The sequence below is a fragment of the Ectothiorhodospira shaposhnikovii genome (genome assembly GCF_022227765.1).
Classification (GTDB): domain Bacteria; phylum Pseudomonadota; class Gammaproteobacteria; order Ectothiorhodospirales; family Ectothiorhodospiraceae; genus Ectothiorhodospira.
In genome coordinates, this window is sequence record NZ_JAJMLZ010000005.1 from 42,003 (window position 1) to 58,328 (window position 16,326).

A 16,326-nucleotide genomic window follows, 5' to 3' on the forward strand; every position below is an offset into this window, starting at 1 on the left:
GTTCACCCGCGGGAGAACCCGAGGGTGATGAATCCTTTCGCGGGAGCAACGTATGCGAATCCTCTTCGTCCATCCCAATTACCACTCCGGGGGCGCCGAAATCGCCGGTAAGTGGTCCCCCGCCTGGGTGGCCTATCTGGCCGGCTACCTCAAGACCCACGGTTACACCGAGTACGTCTTCGTCGATGCCATGACCGACGACACCTCGGACGAGGATCTGCGCAGGATCTTCGCCGAAGCCCAGCCCGACATCATTGCCTGTACCGCCGTCACCCCCGCCATCTACAAGGCCGAACAGACCCTCAAGATCGCCAAGGAGGCCTGCCCCAACGCCGTGACCCTGCTCGGCGGCATCCACGCCACCTTCATGTTCCAGCAGGTGCTCACCGAAGCCCCCTGGATCGACGCCATCGTGCGCGGCGAAGGCGAGGCCGTGGTGCTGGAAGTGGTCCGTGCCGTGGACGAGGGCCGCTGGGAATCGGGCCGTCAGGACATCAAGGGCATCGCCTACATTGAGGACGACAAGGTGGTCGCCACCCCCGCCGCGCCCACCATCCGCGACGTGGACTCCATCATCCCCGACTGGGGCGTGCTGGACTGGAAGAAATACATCTACATCCCCATGGGCGTGCCGGTGGCCACCCCCAACATGGCCCGCGGCTGCCCCTTCACCTGCAGCTTCTGCTCCCAGTGGAAGTTCTGGCGTGACTACCGGGTGCGCGATCCCAAGAAGGTGGTGGACGAGATCGAGATCCTGGTGAAGGAACACGGCGTCGGCTTCTTCATCCTCGCCGACGAGGAGCCCACCATCAACAAGGCCAAGTTCGTGGAGTTCTGTCAGGAACTCATCGACCGCGACCTGGGCGTGCTCTGGGGCATCAACACCCGCGTGACCGACGTCATGCGCGACGAAGACCTGCTGCCCTTCTACCGCAAGGCGGGCCTGGTCCATATCTCCCTGGGCACCGAAGCGGCGGCACAGCTCAACCTGGACATGTTCGTCAAGGAAACCACCGTGGCCCAGAACAAGCGGGCCATCGAACTGCTGCGCAATGCCGGCATCGTCACCGAGGCCCAGTTCATCGTCGGCCTGGAAAACGAGACCGCCGAGACCCTGGAAGAAACCTTCCAGCTGTGCATGGACTGGAACCCGGACATGGCCAACTGGGCCATGTTCACCCCCTGGCCCTTCTCCGACCTGTACACGGAGATGAAGGACAAGGTGGAGATCTTCGACTTCGAAAAGTACAACTTCGTGACCCCCATCATGAAGCCCAAGGCCATGACCCGCGGCGAACTGCTGGACCGGGTGATGCACAACTACCGCCGCTTCTACATGAAGAAGGCCTTCCTGGGCTATCCGTGGGAAAGAAACCCGCTGCGCCGCAAGTACCTGCTGGGCTGCCTCAAGGCGTTCCTCAAGAGTGCCTTCGAGCGTCGCTTCTACGACCTGGGCAAGGCCGGCTACTGGGGTCCCCAGTCCAGAAAGACCGTGAACTGGAACTTCGACACCTCCCGCACCCTGGTCAAGCCCGAGCCGCAGCTTGAGGAGCAGGTCATCAAGTGGAAGAGCGCACCGCCCCGCAAGCGGGCCGGTGCCAAGGGCGCCGCCCTCAAGGCCTGCGGTGGCGGCGACGAGCAGCTGCCGGAGAACACCTCCAGCACTGCCCAGCAGGTGAAGATCTGCGGCGGCGGGGACCAGCAGCTGCCCGAGAGCATGGATGACGCCAAGATCAAGGAGAAGATCAAGGAAAACGCCTGAGGCGCCGTCTGAACGACAGCCAGGGCCGTCATTGACGCAAGGGCACCTTCCGGGGTGCCCTTCGTCGTTTCAGGGCATCGCCTTGCCCAGGCCAAATGCCTGCCTGTATCTTGACCCATCGCCTTTACCGTCACTGCCCAGGTATACCCCGTGATCGAAGATCCCACCGCCCCCATCGACTTCCCCGCCATGCCCGATCCCAGTCCCCGCAAAGCCCGGGCACTGATGATCCAGGGCACCAGCTCCGACGTGGGCAAAAGCCTGTTGGTGGCCGGTCTGTGCCGGGCCTATACCCGCCGGGGCCTGACTGTGCGGCCCTTCAAGGCCCAGAACATGAGCAATAACGCCGCCGTCACCCGGGACAGCGACCTGCCACCGGGGCCTGACGGACAGATCCCCCGCGGAGAGATCGGCCGCGCCCAGGCCCTGCAGGCCCGGGCCTGCAAGGTGGAGCCCTCCATCCACATGAATCCTGTGCTGCTCAAGCCCCAGACCCTGATCGGCTCCCAGGTGGTACTGCGGGGGCGGGTGCTGGGCAACTGCCGGGCCAAGGTCTACCACAAGATGAAGCCCCAATTACTGCCGGCGGTGATGGACAGTTTCCACCGCACCGCCGCCCAGGCGGACCTGGTGTTGGTGGAAGGGGCCGGCAGCGGCGCCGAGGTATACCTGCGCAAGTCCGACATCACCAACATGAAACTGGCGCAACTGGCCGATCTGCCAGTGGTGATCCTGGGGGACATCGACCGGGGCGGCGCCCTGGCCGCCATCGTCGGCACCCATGCCCTGTTCAACGAATCCGAGCAGGCCCGGGTGGTGGGCTACATCATCAACAAGTTCCGGGGTGAACTGTCCCTGTTCGAGCCCGCCTGCGAACTGATGACCCAGCGCACCGGCTGGCCCTCGCTGGGAGTGCTGCGCTGGTTCGAGGGGGCCACCCGCCTGCCGGCGGAAGACTCCCTGGCCCTGGAACGCCCCGCCGACGGAGAGGGCCGGGGTCTCAACATCGCCGTGCCCCAGCTCTCCCGGGTGGCCAACTTCGATGACCTGGACCCGCTGGCGGCGGAGCCCGGTGTGAGCGTGCGCTGGGTGAAGCCGGGCAATCCCATCCCCCGGGATACCGACGTGATCATCCTGCCCGGCTCCAAGGCCACCCGCGCCGACCTGGAGGTGCTGCGACGGGAAGGCTGGGACATCGACATCCTCTCCCACGCGCGCCAGGGCGGCCGGGTGGTGGGCCTGTGCGCCGGCTTCCAGATGCTGGGCAGGGTGGTGCGGGACCCCCGGGGTATCGAAGGTGAACCGGGAGAAACCCCCGGGCTGGGCCTGCTGGATGTGGAAACGGAGATCGGCGCCGAGAAAAAGCTCATTGAACTGGATGCCCGGGACACCCTGAGCGGCTGCCGGGTCACCGGTTACGAGATGCACATGGGGCGTACCCACGGCCCCGGCCTGGAACGGCCCTGGCTGATGCTGGACGACGGCAACGGCAGCCCGCGACCGGAAGGCGCGGTATCCGCCGACGGCCGGGTCACCGGCGGCTATGTCCACGGCATCTTCGGGGATGACGGCTTCCGTGCCGCCTGGCTGTCACGGGTGGGCGCCCAGGCCTCCGCCCTGGATTACGAGGCGCGGGTGGAAGCGGCCCTGGAGGCCCTGGCGGATCACTGCGAGGAGAACCTGGACCTGGATGCCCTGCTGGCCCTGGCCCGGTAGAGACCATGCCCTCACTACCCTTCACCCCACTCCCGAACGCCACACCGGCCCGCGCCCGCATCCTCATGATCCAGGGCACCAGTGCCGACGTGGGCAAGAGCCTGCTGGTGGCGGGTCTGTGCCGGGCCTATACCCGCAGGGGTCTGACCGTGCGGCCGTTCAAGGCCCAGAACATGAGCAACAACGCCGCCGTCACCATCGACGCGGATGCCCCGCCGGGTCCCGACGGCAGCCCTGCCCGGGGGGAGATCGGCCGGGCCCAGGCCCTGCAGGCCCTGGCCTGCGGTGCCCCCTGCTCGGTGCACATGAATCCGGTCCTGCTCAAGCCCCAGAGCGACCTGACAAGTCAGGTGGTGCTGCGCGGCCATGTGCTCGGGAGCTGGGCCGCCGCAGATTACCAGGATCTCAAGCCCGGCCTCATGCCCGCCGTCCTGGACAGCCTGCGGCGTCTGGCCGCCGAGGCGGATCTGGTGCTGGTGGAAGGGGCCGGTAGCGGCGCCGAACGCTATCTGCGGGCCCGGGACATCACCAACATGGGTCTGGCGGAGGCGGCGGACATCCCCGTGGCCCTGCTGGGGGAGGATGCCCGCGGAGGCATGACCGCCTCGGTACTGGGAGCGCACCAGCTATGGACGGCCTCGGAGCGGGACCGGGTGCGCGGCTATATCGTCAACCGCTTCCGCGGCGACCCGCGGATTTTCGATCCCGCCCGCGAGGACATGACAGGGGCCACCGGCTGGCCCTGCCTGGGCCTGGTACGCTGGTTCGACGGCGCCGCCCGGCTGGCCCAGGAGGACTCCCTGGCCCTGGAACAACGCAGATCCCGCACGGGATCGGGTCTGCTGATCGCCGTGCCCCGGCTGTCCCGCATCGCCAATTTCGACGACCTGGACCCGCTGGCGGCGGAGCCGGGTGTGAACCTGCGCTGGGTCAATCCCGGCGAACCCATCCCACGGGCGGCGGACGTGGTCCTGCTGCCCGGGTCCAAGGCCACCCGCACCGACCTGGAGATGCTGCGGCGGGAGGGCTGGGACATCGACATCCTGGCCCACGTACGCCAGGGGGGCGGCGTGGTGGGGCTGTGTGCCGGCTACCAGATGCTGGGCAGGGTGGTGCGGGACCCCCAGGGTCTGGAAGGCCCGCCCGGCGACACACCGGGCCTGGGGCTGCTGGATCTGGAGACCACCATCACCCGGGACAAGCGCCTGCTGGATCTGGATCAGCTGGACCGTCGCAGCGGACAGCAGGTGCAGGGCTACGAAATGCACATGGGACGCACCACGGGGCCGGGACTGGCCCGACCCTGGCTCATGCTGGATGAGGGGCCGGAAGGGGCGGAGTCCGCCGATGGCCGGGTCATGGGGGCCTATGTGCATGGCCTCTTCGCCGGGGACGGCTTCCGCGGCCACTGGCTCCGGCACATGGGGGGCGAGGCCGGCGAGCTGCACCATGCCAGGCAGACCCAGGCCACCCTGGACGCCCTGGCAGTGCAACTGGAAGAGGATCTGGACCTGGACCGGCTCTGGGACATCAGCCGCCCCATGGGCGCCCTGCCCCCGTCATGAACGATGTCCTGGTCATCGGCGGCGGCATCGCCGCCTTCTGTGCCGCCCTCGCCGCCCGCCGGGCCGGTGCCTCGGTGCAGCTGGTGGACAGTGCCCCCCGCCATCTGCTGGGAGGCAACGCCCGTCACTCCCGCAACCTGCGTCTGGTCCACGACGCCCCCTCCCCCCTGTTCCCGGGTCGTTATACCGTGGAGGAGTTTCTCACCGACCTGCGGCGGGTCAGCGGCGGCCACATGGATGAAGATCTGGCCCGTCTGATGGCGGAGCGTTCCCGGGAATTACCTGACTGGCTGCAGGCCCAGGGCGTGAGGTTCCAGCCCACCGGCGACGGCATGCTTCCCTGGTCCTGCAAGACCGCCTTCTTCCTGGGCGGCGGCAGGGCCATGATCAACGCCCTGGCCCGAACCGCCGAAGACCTGGGGGTGGAGATCCTGCACGACACGAAAGTTCTGGATGTCCGGCTGCGGGCCGGGGACCACCACCACCTTCCGGCATGCCGGGAAGGGTCATCACTGACCCTCTCGGCCCGCACCGTGGTGATCTGCAGCGGCGGCTATCAGGCCAACCCCGAGGCCCTGTCCCGGACCTGGGGCATCGATGCCGCGGCCTTCCTGGTCCGGGGCAGCCCCCATGTCCGGGGCGAGATCCTGCTGTCCCTGCTGGCCCAGGGTGCGGCGCCGGCGGGGGTTCCCGGGGCCTGCCATCTGGTGGCGGTGAATGCCATGGCCCCCGCCGCCGACGGCGGTATCGTCACCCGGGTGGACGGCATGCCCTGGGGCCTGGTGGTGGATCGGGACGGACGCCGCTTTCAGGATGAAGGGGCGGAGATCACCCCGCGCCGCTATTCCTTCTGGGGCCGCCGGGTGGCCCGCCTGCCCGGTGCCAGGGCCCACCTGATCCTGGACGCGACGGGACTGCGCCGGGCGCCACCCTCCATCTATCCCACCCACCGGGCGGATACCCTGGAGGCACTGGCCCGGACCCTGGCACTGAACCCGGCCATCCTGCGGGACACGGTGGATCGCTACCACGCGGCCCTGCGGCCCGATGGCCCGGAGGACGGCCACACCGAGGGCCTGGAACCGCCCAAGACCCGCCGCGCCCTGCCCCTGACCACCCCGCCCTTCCATGCCTGGACCATGGCCCCCGGCATCACCTTCACCTGCCACGGCCTCAAGGTGGACGCACGGGCCCGGATCATGACGGTCGATGGCCGGCCCTGCGACGGTCTTCATGCGGCGGGGATGATCATGGCCCCCACCGTCCTGGGCACCGGCTACGTGGCCGGCGCCGCCCTGACCGTGGGCGCCGTGTTTGGCCGCATCGCCGGGGAGGAAGCCGCCCGCCGGGTCCTGACACTGCGCCCCGAGGGAGAAAAATGCCTGAACTGAGCCCCCCGGATTCCTCCACAACGCTCGCCGAGGCCCGGCGGGTGATGAACCTGTGCAACGTCTGCAGCTACTGCACCGGCTACTGCGCCGTGTTCCACGCCTCGGAACGGCGCCCGGACCTCACCCGGGACGACCTCCATTACCTGGCCAACCTGTGCCACAACTGCCGGGCCTGCTGGTATGCCTGCCAGTACGCCCCGCCCCACGAATTCGCCATCAACGTGCCCGCCACCCTGGCCCGGGTTCGCCACGACAGCTACCGCCGTTACGCCTGGCCCCGTGCCTTCGCCGCCCTGCTGGCCCGCAGCGGTCCGGCCACCCTCATGGTGAGCCTGGTCGCCACCCTGCTGATCCCCCTGCTCACGTTGATACTGGTGCCCTGGGACACCCTGTTTGCCGTGCACCGGGAGGCAGGGGCCTTCTACGCGGTGATCCCCTGGGGGGTAATGACCACGGTGGCCCTGATCACCCTGGGCACATCGGTGCTGGCCCTGGGCATCGGGGTGGCCCGTTTCTGGCGGGACATCGGTCGGGGCGCACCGCCGGCCTCATCCTGGTGGCGGGCCCTGCCCCGGGCGGCGGCGGACCTGCTCACCCTGCGCAACCTGGACGGCGGGGGCGGCGGCTGCAATGACGTGGACGGGCGTTTTACCCAATGGCGACGAGGCTTTCACCATGCCCTGTTCTATGGTTTCCTGCTGTGCCTGGCCTCCACCACGGTGGCGGCCGGCTATCATCACTTCCTGGCCCTGGAAGCACCCTACCCCTTCTTCAGCCTGCCGGTGCTGCTGGGCACGGCGGGGGGTGTCGGCATGATGGCGGGAACGGCCGGGCTGGTGTGGGTGAAACGGCGGGGGGACCCGGCACCCACCGCGGCGGAAACCCTGCCGGCGGATTACGCCCTGCTGGGTCTGCTGTTCGCGGTGGCCGCCACCGGCCTGGTACTGCTGGCCCTGCGGGAGACCGCGGCCATGGGGCTGTTGCTGGCCCTGCACCTGGGCACGGTGCTGGGCTTCTTCCTGCTGGTGCCCTACAGCAAGTTCGTGCACGGGGCCTACCGGGGGGCGGCACTGCTGCGTCGAGCCATGGAGCAACACCATGGCCCTGGAACCGGAATCACGGCCAAGGAATGAGCATTCAGGTGCCGTTCGATACCTATGACGGCCGCCACACCTCATAGCCGCAGCTCCAGCAATGGTGCAGGGCTTCGCGCCCGGCCCCTTCAGCACGCTCCCGCACCCGCCCCTTGACCGCATACAGTCCCCGCAGGGTGCAGCGGGGGCATTTCAGGGCATCGCCTTCCTGCTCCAGGGTCTCGGGGTTTGCGTCGGCCTTGTCTTCGGTGACGACATCACCGGCCATGTCCGCCGACAGGCGGTTCAGGTCGTCCCCGAGGGCGACGATGAGTTCCGTGGCCCGGGGATTGCCGTCACCGACGGCGGCCTGCAGTTCATCCAGACGACGCTGCAGGGCGGAGAGGCGGTTGCGGATATCGCTCATGAGATCTCCTGGATGCGTTGGCTGGCACTGATTGTTGAACGGCGGCATGCCGTGGGCAAGCCTTTCCCGTCGAGGCTCACGCCTGACCGGAAGCCGACTCCACCGCCTGGGTCACCACCTGCCGCAGGGTGTGATGACAACGGACGATCTCGCCCAGGACCACAATGGCCGGCGCCTCCAGCCCCTCCCGACGGATGGTTTCCAGCAACTCGCCCTTGGTGGTGATCACCACCCGCTCCTCCAGGGTGGTGGCGGAGGCGACCACCGCTGCCGGGAGTGCGTCGACCATCCCGCCCTGCCCCAGGCCATCCAGGATGAAGGGCAGGTTGCGCAGGGACATGTACAGGATCACCGGCTGATTCAGGCGCCCCACCAGGGTCCAGTCGATGCCGTCCGGCGTGGGCCGGGTGCCGGCACCATGGCCTGTGGCCAGGAACAGGGCCTGATTCACCCCCCGGCAGGTGGCCGGGATACCCACTGCGCTCAGCCCCGCCAGCCCCGAGGTCAGCCCCGGGATGACCCGATGGGGGATGCCCTGGGCCACCAGCTCGGCCACTTCCTCGCCGCCGCGACCGAAGATGAAGGGGTCACCGCCCTTGAGCCTCACCACCCGGAAGCCCCGCCGGGCCTGATCCACCAGGGTGGCGGTGATGTCATCCTGATGGGTGGAGGGCCTGCCGCCGCGCTTGCCGGCAAAGATGCGCACCGCCTCCGGACGGGCCAGGGCAAGGGCGCGGGGATCGATGAGGGCGTCATGTACCAGGACATCCGCCTGCAACAGGGCCGACAGGGCATGCAGGGTCAGCAGCCCGGGATCACCGGGACCGGCTCCGACGATCCACACCTCCCCCTGTCGCAGTCGGGGCATGCCGGGCAACAGGGTCCCCAAGGTGTCCAGAGCGGTCTCCGGGGACAGGGGGCGAGTGGGTGAGACTTCGTTCATCGCAATGCTCCGGGGCTGTCCGCTCATGTCCCGTAACCGGGACGATAACGGCGGACATAGTCCGTGTTGTACAGGGCGCTTTCGCGAAAATCCTCACTGCCCAGGGCCGGCCCCACCAGGATCAGGGCGGTACGCTCAATGGGATCGACCCGGTGCATGGCCACGATGCCGGACAGGGTGCCCCGCAGCACCGTCTGATCCGGCCAACTGGCGCGGGCGACGATCGCCACCGGGCAGTCCTCGCCATAGTGGGGTACCAGGGCCGCCACCACGTCCTCCAGACGGTGGATGGCCAGATGAATGGCCAGGGTGGCGCCGGTGCGGGCAAAGTTTTCCAGGGTTTCGCCCGGCGGCATGGCGGAGGCGCGTCCGGACATGCGCGTGATCACCAGACTTTGGGCCACTTCCGGCACCGTCAGTTCCCGCCCCAGCACGGCGGCGGCGGCGGCAAAGGCAGGCACGCCGGGGGTGAGGGTGTAGGGAATGCCCCGTCGATCCAGACGGCGCATCTGCTCGGCCACGGCGCTGTAGACGGACAGATCGCCGGAGTGCAGGCGGGCCACATCCTCCCCGGCCTCGTGGGCACGGACGTATTCCGCCTCGATGGCATCCAGATCCATCGGCGCCGTGTCCACCAACCGCGCCCCGGGTGGGCAATGCTCCAGCAACTCCGCCGGCACGATGGAGCCGGCGTAGAGACACACGGGGCAACGGGCCAGCAGGCGCGCGCCCCGCAGGGTGATCAGATCCGCCGCGCCGGGGCCGGCGCCGATGAAGTGTACGGTCATCAATCAGTTCCTCTTTTCCACCGCCCATTGCACCACGGGCATGGCGGGACGGAAACCGTGCAGACTGCCAACGGGTTCCAGACGTTCCACCGACAGACGGGTCAGGGTGCCGCCGTAGCGCTGCCAGGCCCGCTGGATGACTTGCTCCGTCTCCAACACCACCACGTTCGCCACCAGGCGACCACCGGGGAGCAGGGCGGCCCAGCACTGGTCGATGACGGCCTCGTCGCGGGCGCCGCCGCCGATGAAGATCGCATCCGGCCGGGGCAATCCCTCCAGTACGGCGGGGGCACGACCGACCCGCACCTCCAGCCGGGGGACGCCCAGGGCGGCGGCATTGCGGGCCGCGCGGGCGGCCCGCTCCGGGTGGCTGTCCACGGCAATGGCCCGGGTGCCGGGGTGGGCCAGCAGCCATTCGATGCCGATGGAACCGGAACCCGCCCCCACGTCCCAGAGCAGCGCGCCGGCCCGGGGACGCAGACTGGACAGGGTGACGGCGCGGATCTCCCGCTTGGTGATCTGGCCGTCGTGTTCGAACCAGTCATCCGGCAGCCCCGGGGCCAGGGGAATGATGGGGGCATCCGCCTCCGCCAGTACCTCCAGTGCCAGCAGGTTCAGGGGCTGGACGTCCTGGAGGTCGAAATCCCGTGCCCTGACATGACGCTGGCGTTCCCGTGGACCACCCAGGGCCTCCATCAGGGTCACGGCGGTCTCACCGAATCCCCAGCGGGTCAGGGCCTCGCAGATCTGCCCCGGCGAGTCCTGGTCGGCGGTCAGGACGAACAGGCGCGCACCCGGCTGCAGGGCCGGCCGCAGGGTCTCCAGGGGCCGGCCGGTGAGGGACACCACCGCGCATTCCTGCTGGGCCCAGCCCAGGCGGGCGGCGGCCAGCGACACGCTGGAGGGATGAGGCAGGCAGCACATCTCCCGCGCCGGCAGATGCCGCAGCAGGGTGGTGCCCACGCCGAAGAAAAAGGGATCACCGGAAGCCAGCACCACCACCGGCTGCCCCCGCCGGGCGAGAATCCGGGGCAGGGTGTCGGACAGGGGCGAGGCCCAGGGCAGTGCTTCTCCCCGGATCAGGGGCGCGGCCAGGGTCAGATGACGTGCTCCGCCGACCACCAGGACGGCGGCACCGATCAGGGCGCGGGCAGCGGGACTCAGGGCCTCGACGCCCTCCTCTCCCAGGCCTATGATGCTCAGCCAGGGACCCGGGGGGGCACCGGCCGGCTGACGGACGTGTTCAGCGGTCATTGCAATCTCTGCCCCGGCGACATCCCGCGCCCCGCCCCACCGGCCAAGGGGCCGGGTCTGCCCATCCGTTCTGCCTGAAGCGAGCCATGACCCACACACCCCTGCGCATCCTGATCCTCGGCGGCACCGGAGAAGCCTTGCAACTGGCCCGGGCCCTGGAAGGTGACGCACGCTTTGCCCCCACCTACTCGGTGGCCGGGCGCACGCAAAATCCCCGCCTGCCGGACCTGCCCTGCCGCGGCGGCGGCTTCGGGGGCCCCGACGGCCTGGCCGGCTACCTGGGCCGGGAGGCCGTCGAGGTACTGGTGGATGCCACCCACCCCTTTGCCGCCCGCATGTCCACCCATGCGGTCATGGCCGCGAAGCAGACGGGCGTTGCCCTGCTGGCCCTGCGGCGCCCGGCCTGGATACCCGGCCCGGAGGATCACTGGCACGGGGTGCCGGACATGGCCGCCGCGGTACAGGCCCTGGGCACCCGCCCCCGGCGGGTCTTTCTCACCATCGGGCAACTGGAACTGGCTCCCTTTTGCGAGGCACCCTGGCATCGTTACATCATTCGCAGCGTGGATCTGCCCGCGGTACGTCCGCCGGACTGCCTGTGCATCACCGAACGCGGCCCCTTCCGGCTGGAGGATGAACAACGACTGCTGCTGCAGCACCGCATCGACGCCCTGGTGACCAAGAACTCCGGCGGCGAGGCCACCCGCGCCAAGCTGGAAGCGGCACGGATGTGCAACGTGGAGGTGATCATGGTGGATCGCCCGTGGGTGCCGCCGGCGCCCGCCGAAGTGCCGGACCCGAAGGCCGCCCTGGACTGGCTGGGCGCCCACTACGTCCGTTCCCGACCCACGCTGCGGGGCGTGTAGATCCAGGGATCCTGCCCGGTACGGGGGATCAGCCGGGTCTCGGCGTTGCCGACGATCACCAGGGTGCGCATGTCCGCCTGCTCCGGCCGGGCCCGGGCCAGGGTGGTCACCGCCACCGCCTCTTCCGGGCGGCTTACGGCACGGGCAAAGATCACCGGCACATGGCCCGGTAGATGACGACGCAACAGGGTCAGGGCTTCGCCCAGTTGCCAGGGACGCGCCTTGGAAATGGGATTGTAGAACGCCATGGCAAAACCGCCGCGGGCGGCGCACTCAAGGCGATTCAGGATGACGGTCCAGGGTTTGAGGTTGTCCGACAGGGACATGACGCAGAAGTCATTGCCGAACGGCGCCCCCAGACGGGCACCGGCGGCCAGCACCGCGGACACCCCGGGATGCACGGTCACCTCCAGATCCCGCCAGCCGGGCTCGCCATGGTCCATGGCCTCGAAGACCGCGGCCGCCATGCCGAACACACCGCCGTCGCCGGACGAGACCACGGCCACCCGAGCGCCTTCCGCGGCCAGTTGCAGGGCCAGGCGCGCCCGCATGATCTCCTCGCGGTTGTCGGAGGCATGGATCCGCTGCCCCCCCTCGGCGACCACCCGCTCCACATAGGGGACATACCCCACCAGATCCGTGGCCTGGGCCAGGGCCAGGGTGGCCCGGGGACAACGCAAATCCTCGGCGCCGGGACCCAGACCGATGACATCCACGCGACCGCTCATCGAACCCCCTGCCTGCCGGGTACCAGCACGATGGTGAAATAGGGCGCCGTCCGGTCTTCCGGCCAGTCGGCCAGGCGCGCCACATGGGCGCCCTCCATGGTGCCCCGCTCCACCAGAATGGCCCGTTCCAGCAGACCGGCCCGGATCAGGGCCGTGCGGATACGGGGAAGATTACGGCCCACCTTCATGAAAACAGCGGCATCGGTACGGCTCAGATGGGACACCATGGCGTCCTCCGGCAGGGTGCCGGGAATCACCGTGAGCACATCGTCACCATGGGTGATCGGGGTATCGGCCTGGGTCCAGCATCCACTCATGCCGCTGATGCCGGGGACCACCCGGGCCGGGAAGCGGTGAGACAGGCGATCGTGCAGATACATGTAGGAACCATACAGGAAGGGATCACCCTCGCAGATCACCGCCACATCCTCTCCTGCGTCCAGATGGCGCGCCACCGCCGCCGCCGCCTGGTCGTAGAAGTCGCTCATGTCGCGCGCATAACGGGGATCATGGATGGAGACCTCGGTGGTGAAGGGGTACTCCAGGCGCAGGATCCGCTGCTCGGGAAGCAGGTGGGGGCCGGCGATCCCCAGGGCCTGCCCGGTGCGACCCTGCTTGGCAAAGGCGGCCACCACCGGTGCCGCCCGCAGCAGGCGCAAGGCCTTGAGGGTGATGAGTTCCGGATCACCGGGCCCCAGACCGATGCCGAACAGGGTGCCGGAGCCGCTCATTCCTGTTCACTCGCCAAGGCGTTGATGGCCGCCACGGTCATGGCGCTTCCGCCCAGACGGCCGTGGACGATCACGGACTCAAGACCCGGATAGGCGGCCAGGGCCTCCTTGGATTCCGCGGCGCCGACGAAACCCACCGCCATGCCGATCACCAGAGCCGGACGGGGCGCCCCCGCATCGATCAACTCCAGCAGGTGGAACAGGGCGGTCGGGGCATTGCCGATGGCCACCACGGCACCATCGAGCCGTTCCCCCCACAGATCCAGGGCGGCAGCGGAGCGGGTGTTGCCGATCCGCCGCGCCAGTTCGGGGACGCGGGGGTCGTCCAGGGTGCAGATGATCTCGTTGTCCGCCGGCAGCCGGGCGCGGGTAATGCCGTGGGCCACCATCTTGGCGTCACAGAGGATGGGCTTCCCCGCCAGCAGGGCCGCCCTTCCCGCCTTGGCGGCATCGGGCGTGAAGACCACCTGGGGCGCCAGTTCCACCATGCCGCAGGCATGGATCATGCGCACCACCACCCGGGCCTCCTCGGTACTGAAACCGTCCAGTCGGGCTTCGCCGCGGATGGTGGCGAAGGATTTACGATAGATGGCCGCGCCATCCTTGATGTAGTCGTAGGTCTGGGGCATGGATCGAGTGAACTGCGTGAAGGGCAATGCCGGGGCGGCCGGAGCGGGTGGGTAAGCTTAGCGGGTCGGGGTCCACGGGGCAATGCCCGACTTGCCCGACACCGGCCATCGGCCACCGGCGTTACCGGCTTTTTGAGGCCCGGGCATGCAAGCGCACTATAATCAGGCATGCAATCCTGTCGCCGCCAATCCCGTCAACCCTCGCCGAGGCAAGATTTTCAGGCCTGAAAAACCGTCACCATGCCGATCCCTCCAATCATGCCGCCGCTACCATGCTCGCAGGTTCCCAAAGGCACCTCGGACCGTTATCGGCAGCACAGAAACCGGATGGCCAGCCTGGTTTCACGTACGATGGCCAGGCATCCCCGATGCGATGAATTCAGCGGCGGGCACGGCATGCGCTTGCTGGAATGCAATCACCGCAATCACGCGGCCTTCATGGCCGAGGTGCTTGCGGCCAATGACTTTCAGCTGCTGGCGGAGACCCTGCCCTGGGTGTATGCCGCCTATCATCATCAGGGCGTGCATTTTGACTATTTCCCCGCCCAGTTCGAAGCCTGGACACAGGCCATCCGTCTCACGCTCAGCGAAGCCGACGCGGAACATCTCCTGCCCGTGTACCGCTGGATGGCCGACAGTCATCCCGCGATCATCAAGACCGCCCTGTCTCATCAGGCTCGCAGGCTCCACGTCCCCGACCGGTACCGGGAGGAATACACCTACATCACTGCCAGCCTGCTGCAGGGAAATTATCCGGACATCATCCGTCGCTGCAGAGCATTGCTGAGCCGCGGCATGTCCTACGGCGACATCCTGCAGGAACTGTTCTATCCCGCCATGGTGGATGTCGGGGCACGCTGGGAGGACGGCGAGATTTCAGTGTCCATGGAACACCAGGCCACCGCCATGGCCTACGGCATCCTGTCTTCCCTTTACCATGATCTACCCTTCCCCGACATCCACCGCGGACACGCCCTGGTCAGCCCCGTTTCAAACGAGTTTCACGAAATGGGCGCCTGGATGCTGGCAACCAGCCTGGAACTGGATGGGTGGGACATCACCCTGCTGGGCGGCGATACCCCCCGGGAATATCTGATCACGACGGCGGTGCGGCAACGCCCCAGGTTCGTGGCCCTATCGGTGACCCTGATCAGCAACATCCATGAAGCCCGCTGTACCATCGAATACCTGCGGCAGGCCCTTGGACGTGACAGCACCACCCGCATCCTGGTCGGTGGGCAGGCGTTTCTCATGGCCCCCCGCCTGGCCGCATCCGTGGGGGCCGATGCTTGCCTGGAAAGTTGTGATGCGGCGGTCCGATGGGCGCGAACCCTGGAGGCGGAAACTGATGAACCCATCAGCTCTTGATCCCACCCTGCAGCCCGAACTGGCTCGGGCACTCCACAGCTATGTCATGGAGTCCGGCCGCCTGGTGGTAGTGGAAGTGGACAGTGACGGCCGGATCATGGGTGCCAACGTCACGTTCCGTTCCCGCTTTGCCGGATTTGCGGATGTACGCGGTGAATCCCTGTCCCGGTTCCTGGCCAGCGATGACGAGATGCCCGACATCGAGCCGGGACTTGCCCACCGTACCGCCATCGCCCGGATATTCAACACCGTCATGGGAGGAGAAAACTACCTGTTCCATGCCTATCCGCTCAATGCCCACACACTGCTGATCGGGGAGCCCGCCAAGACGGACGACAGCGACGTGATCGGCCGCATGGGCAATCTGGCACTGGAAATGTCCCGCCTGGTCAGGGATCTTCGCAAGGCCAATCACGATCTGGCCGTGGCCAACGAGCTGAATCAGCAGCTGGCCCGCACCGACGCGTTGACGCACCTGGCCAACCGCCGGTATTTCATGGAGCGCCTCCAACAAGGGGTGGTCCAGGCCCAGAGTCGCCGGCATGCCCTCTCCATCCTGATGATGGACCTGGATCACTTCAAGCAGATCAATGACAGCTTCGGTCATGCCGCCGGTGACACAGCGCTGACCGCCTTTGCGGAACTGCTGCGCGCGCTGGTCAGAATGTCAGACCTGCCGGGGCGACTGGGGGGAGAGGAATTCGGACTTTACATGTTTGACACCCATCGCCACGTGGCCGCGGCGGTGGCGGAACGCATCCGGGCAAGTACCTGGGAGCTTCGCCCCAACGGGCTGGATCATCGACTCAGTGTCAGTATCGGTATCGCCGTGCTTGAGCCCGAAGAGGATGCGGAAGCGCTGATAAGACGTGCCGACACCGCGCTTTATCAAGCCAAGAATCAGGGCCGTAACCGGGTCGTCATCGCAGGGCCGGAGTCGGAACACGCGACCGGACGGGAAGAGAATGCACCTAGGAAGGACTGACATGATCGACCGCACGGACCGCGGGCGATAAAAATTTCAGGAGGGGGGGGGTTGCAATACCCGAGGGTTTTGATCAATATTAGACCCATGCCCTCAAACG

General features: G+C 67.8%; 15 protein-coding genes. 8 read left to right on the plus strand and 7 right to left on the minus strand.

Annotated elements, in window-relative coordinates:
• The first annotated feature begins 52 nt into the window (after positions 1-52).
• The 5 genes from bchE to tcuB all read left to right on the plus strand — a co-directional run bounded on the left by bchE (position 53) and on the right by tcuB (position 7,567).
• Positions 53-1,762, plus strand: coding sequence for a magnesium-protoporphyrin IX monomethyl ester anaerobic oxidative cyclase (gene bchE / locus LQD11_RS07925; protein WP_200171346.1), 1,710 nt, complete (start codon positions 53-55; stop codon positions 1,760-1,762).
• Positions 1,763-1,951: 189 nt separating this feature from the next.
• Complete coding sequence (locus LQD11_RS07930) at positions 1,952-3,478, plus strand: cobyric acid synthase (RefSeq protein ID WP_238617244.1); 1,527 nt, start codon at positions 1,952-1,954, stop codon at positions 3,476-3,478.
• Positions 3,479-3,483: 5 nt separating this feature from the next.
• A complete protein-coding gene (locus tag LQD11_RS07935) occupies positions 3,484-5,043 on the plus strand; it encodes a cobyric acid synthase (RefSeq protein WP_238617071.1) in 1,560 nt (519 codons plus the stop codon).
• Complete coding sequence (gene tcuA, locus LQD11_RS07940) at positions 5,040-6,434, plus strand: FAD-dependent tricarballylate dehydrogenase TcuA (protein WP_238617072.1); 1,395 nt, start codon at positions 5,040-5,042, stop codon at positions 6,432-6,434. Before LQD11_RS07935 ends, tcuA begins: the two co-directional genes overlap by 4 nt.
• Positions 6,422-7,567: a tricarballylate utilization 4Fe-4S protein TcuB gene (gene tcuB / locus LQD11_RS07945; RefSeq protein WP_238617073.1), complete on the plus strand. Its 1,146-nt coding sequence runs from the start codon at positions 6,422-6,424 to the stop codon at positions 7,565-7,567. The genes tcuA and tcuB overlap by 13 nt, the downstream gene beginning before the upstream one ends.
• 22 nt (positions 7,568-7,589) lie before the next feature.
• On the opposite strand, the gene LQD11_RS07950 is transcribed toward tcuB, so the two are convergent.
• The 4 genes from LQD11_RS07950 to cbiE all read right to left on the minus strand — a co-directional run bounded on the left by LQD11_RS07950 (position 7,590) and on the right by cbiE (position 10,919).
• Entirely contained in the window at positions 7,590-7,934 is a 345-nt protein-coding gene (locus tag LQD11_RS07950) for a hypothetical protein (RefSeq protein ID WP_200171358.1), read from the minus strand.
• Positions 7,935-8,010: 76 nt separating this feature from the next.
• Positions 8,011-8,877, minus strand: coding sequence for a uroporphyrinogen-III C-methyltransferase (gene cobA, locus LQD11_RS07955; protein WP_238617074.1), 867 nt, complete (start codon positions 8,875-8,877; stop codon positions 8,011-8,013).
• Positions 8,878-8,900: 23 nt separating this feature from the next.
• A complete protein-coding gene (gene cobM / locus LQD11_RS07960) occupies positions 8,901-9,665 on the minus strand; it encodes a precorrin-4 C(11)-methyltransferase (RefSeq protein ID WP_238617075.1) in 765 nt (254 codons plus the stop codon).
• Positions 9,666-9,668: 3 nt separating this feature from the next.
• Positions 9,669-10,919 carry a precorrin-6y C5,15-methyltransferase (decarboxylating) subunit CbiE gene (gene cbiE / locus LQD11_RS07965; RefSeq protein WP_238617076.1) on the minus strand — a complete coding sequence of 417 codons (1,251 nt, stop codon included), beginning with the start codon at positions 10,917-10,919 and terminating at the stop codon, positions 9,669-9,671.
• Between the two features lie 86 nt (positions 10,920-11,005).
• Between cbiE and LQD11_RS07970 the strand changes: the two genes are divergently transcribed.
• Complete coding sequence (locus LQD11_RS07970) at positions 11,006-11,785, plus strand: cobalt-precorrin-6A reductase (protein WP_238617077.1); 780 nt, start codon at positions 11,006-11,008, stop codon at positions 11,783-11,785.
• Here the strand turns inward: LQD11_RS07970 and cobJ are convergent.
• The 3 genes from cobJ to LQD11_RS07985 are packed head-to-tail and all read right to left on the minus strand — an operon-like array spanning position 11,749 to position 13,873.
• Complete coding sequence (gene cobJ, locus LQD11_RS07975; RefSeq protein WP_238617078.1) at positions 11,749-12,513, minus strand: precorrin-3B C(17)-methyltransferase; 765 nt, start codon at positions 12,511-12,513, stop codon at positions 11,749-11,751. The two genes, LQD11_RS07970 and cobJ, sit on opposite strands and share 37 nt — an antisense overlap.
• A complete protein-coding gene (locus tag LQD11_RS07980; RefSeq protein ID WP_238617079.1) occupies positions 12,510-13,244 on the minus strand; it encodes a precorrin-2 C(20)-methyltransferase in 735 nt (244 codons plus the stop codon). The genes cobJ and LQD11_RS07980 overlap by 4 nt, the downstream gene beginning before the upstream one ends.
• A complete protein-coding gene (locus tag LQD11_RS07985) occupies positions 13,241-13,873 on the minus strand; it encodes a precorrin-8X methylmutase (RefSeq protein WP_238617080.1) in 633 nt (210 codons plus the stop codon). Before LQD11_RS07985 ends, LQD11_RS07980 begins: the two co-directional genes overlap by 4 nt.
• Positions 13,874-14,224: 351 nt before the next feature.
• On the opposite strand from LQD11_RS07985, the gene LQD11_RS07990 reads away from it, so the two are divergent.
• The gene (locus tag LQD11_RS07990) at positions 14,225-15,241 is read left to right on the plus strand and encodes a cobalamin B12-binding domain-containing protein (protein ID WP_238617081.1); all 1,017 of its coding nucleotides are present in this window, start codon (positions 14,225-14,227) and stop codon (positions 15,239-15,241) included.
• Positions 15,222-16,226, plus strand: a complete 1,005-nt coding sequence (locus LQD11_RS07995; RefSeq protein WP_238617082.1) for a GGDEF domain-containing protein — start codon at positions 15,222-15,224, stop codon at positions 16,224-16,226. Before LQD11_RS07990 ends, LQD11_RS07995 begins: the two co-directional genes overlap by 20 nt.
• Positions 16,227-16,326: the final 100 nt, after the last annotated feature.

Excerpts from the sequence above, each read along its gene's own strand:
- bchE (WP_200171346.1), top strand. The coding sequence starts at position 53 with ATGCGAATCCTCTTCGTCCATCCCAATTACCACTCCGGGGGCGCCGAA.
- LQD11_RS07930 (WP_238617244.1), top strand. The coding sequence starts at position 1,952 with ATGCCCGATCCCAGTCCCCGCAAAGCCCGGGCACTGATGATCCAGGGC.
- LQD11_RS07935 (WP_238617071.1), top strand. The coding sequence starts at position 3,484 with ATGCCCTCACTACCCTTCACCCCACTCCCGAACGCCACACCGGCCCGC.
- tcuA (WP_238617072.1), top strand. The coding sequence starts at position 5,040 with ATGAACGATGTCCTGGTCATCGGCGGCGGCATCGCCGCCTTCTGTGCC.
- tcuB (WP_238617073.1), top strand. The coding sequence starts at position 6,422 with ATGCCTGAACTGAGCCCCCCGGATTCCTCCACAACGCTCGCCGAGGCC.
- LQD11_RS07950 (WP_200171358.1), bottom strand. The coding sequence starts at position 7,934 with ATGAGCGATATCCGCAACCGCCTCTCCGCCCTGCAGCGTCGTCTGGAT.
- cobA (WP_238617074.1), bottom strand. The coding sequence starts at position 8,877 with ATGAACGAAGTCTCACCCACTCGCCCCCTGTCCCCGGAGACCGCTCTG.
- cobM (WP_238617075.1), bottom strand. The coding sequence starts at position 9,665 with ATGACCGTACACTTCATCGGCGCCGGCCCCGGCGCGGCGGATCTGATC.
- cbiE (WP_238617076.1), bottom strand. The coding sequence starts at position 10,919 with ATGACCGCTGAACACGTCCGTCAGCCGGCCGGTGCCCCCCCGGGTCCC.
- LQD11_RS07970 (WP_238617077.1), top strand. The coding sequence starts at position 11,006 with ATGACCCACACACCCCTGCGCATCCTGATCCTCGGCGGCACCGGAGAA.
- cobJ (WP_238617078.1), bottom strand. The coding sequence starts at position 12,513 with ATGAGCGGTCGCGTGGATGTCATCGGTCTGGGTCCCGGCGCCGAGGAT.
- LQD11_RS07980 (WP_238617079.1), bottom strand. The coding sequence starts at position 13,244 with ATGAGCGGCTCCGGCACCCTGTTCGGCATCGGTCTGGGGCCCGGTGAT.
- LQD11_RS07985 (WP_238617080.1), bottom strand. The coding sequence starts at position 13,873 with ATGCCCCAGACCTACGACTACATCAAGGATGGCGCGGCCATCTATCGT.
- LQD11_RS07990 (WP_238617081.1), top strand. The coding sequence starts at position 14,225 with ATGGCCAGGCATCCCCGATGCGATGAATTCAGCGGCGGGCACGGCATG.
- LQD11_RS07995 (WP_238617082.1), top strand. The coding sequence starts at position 15,222 with ATGAACCCATCAGCTCTTGATCCCACCCTGCAGCCCGAACTGGCTCGG.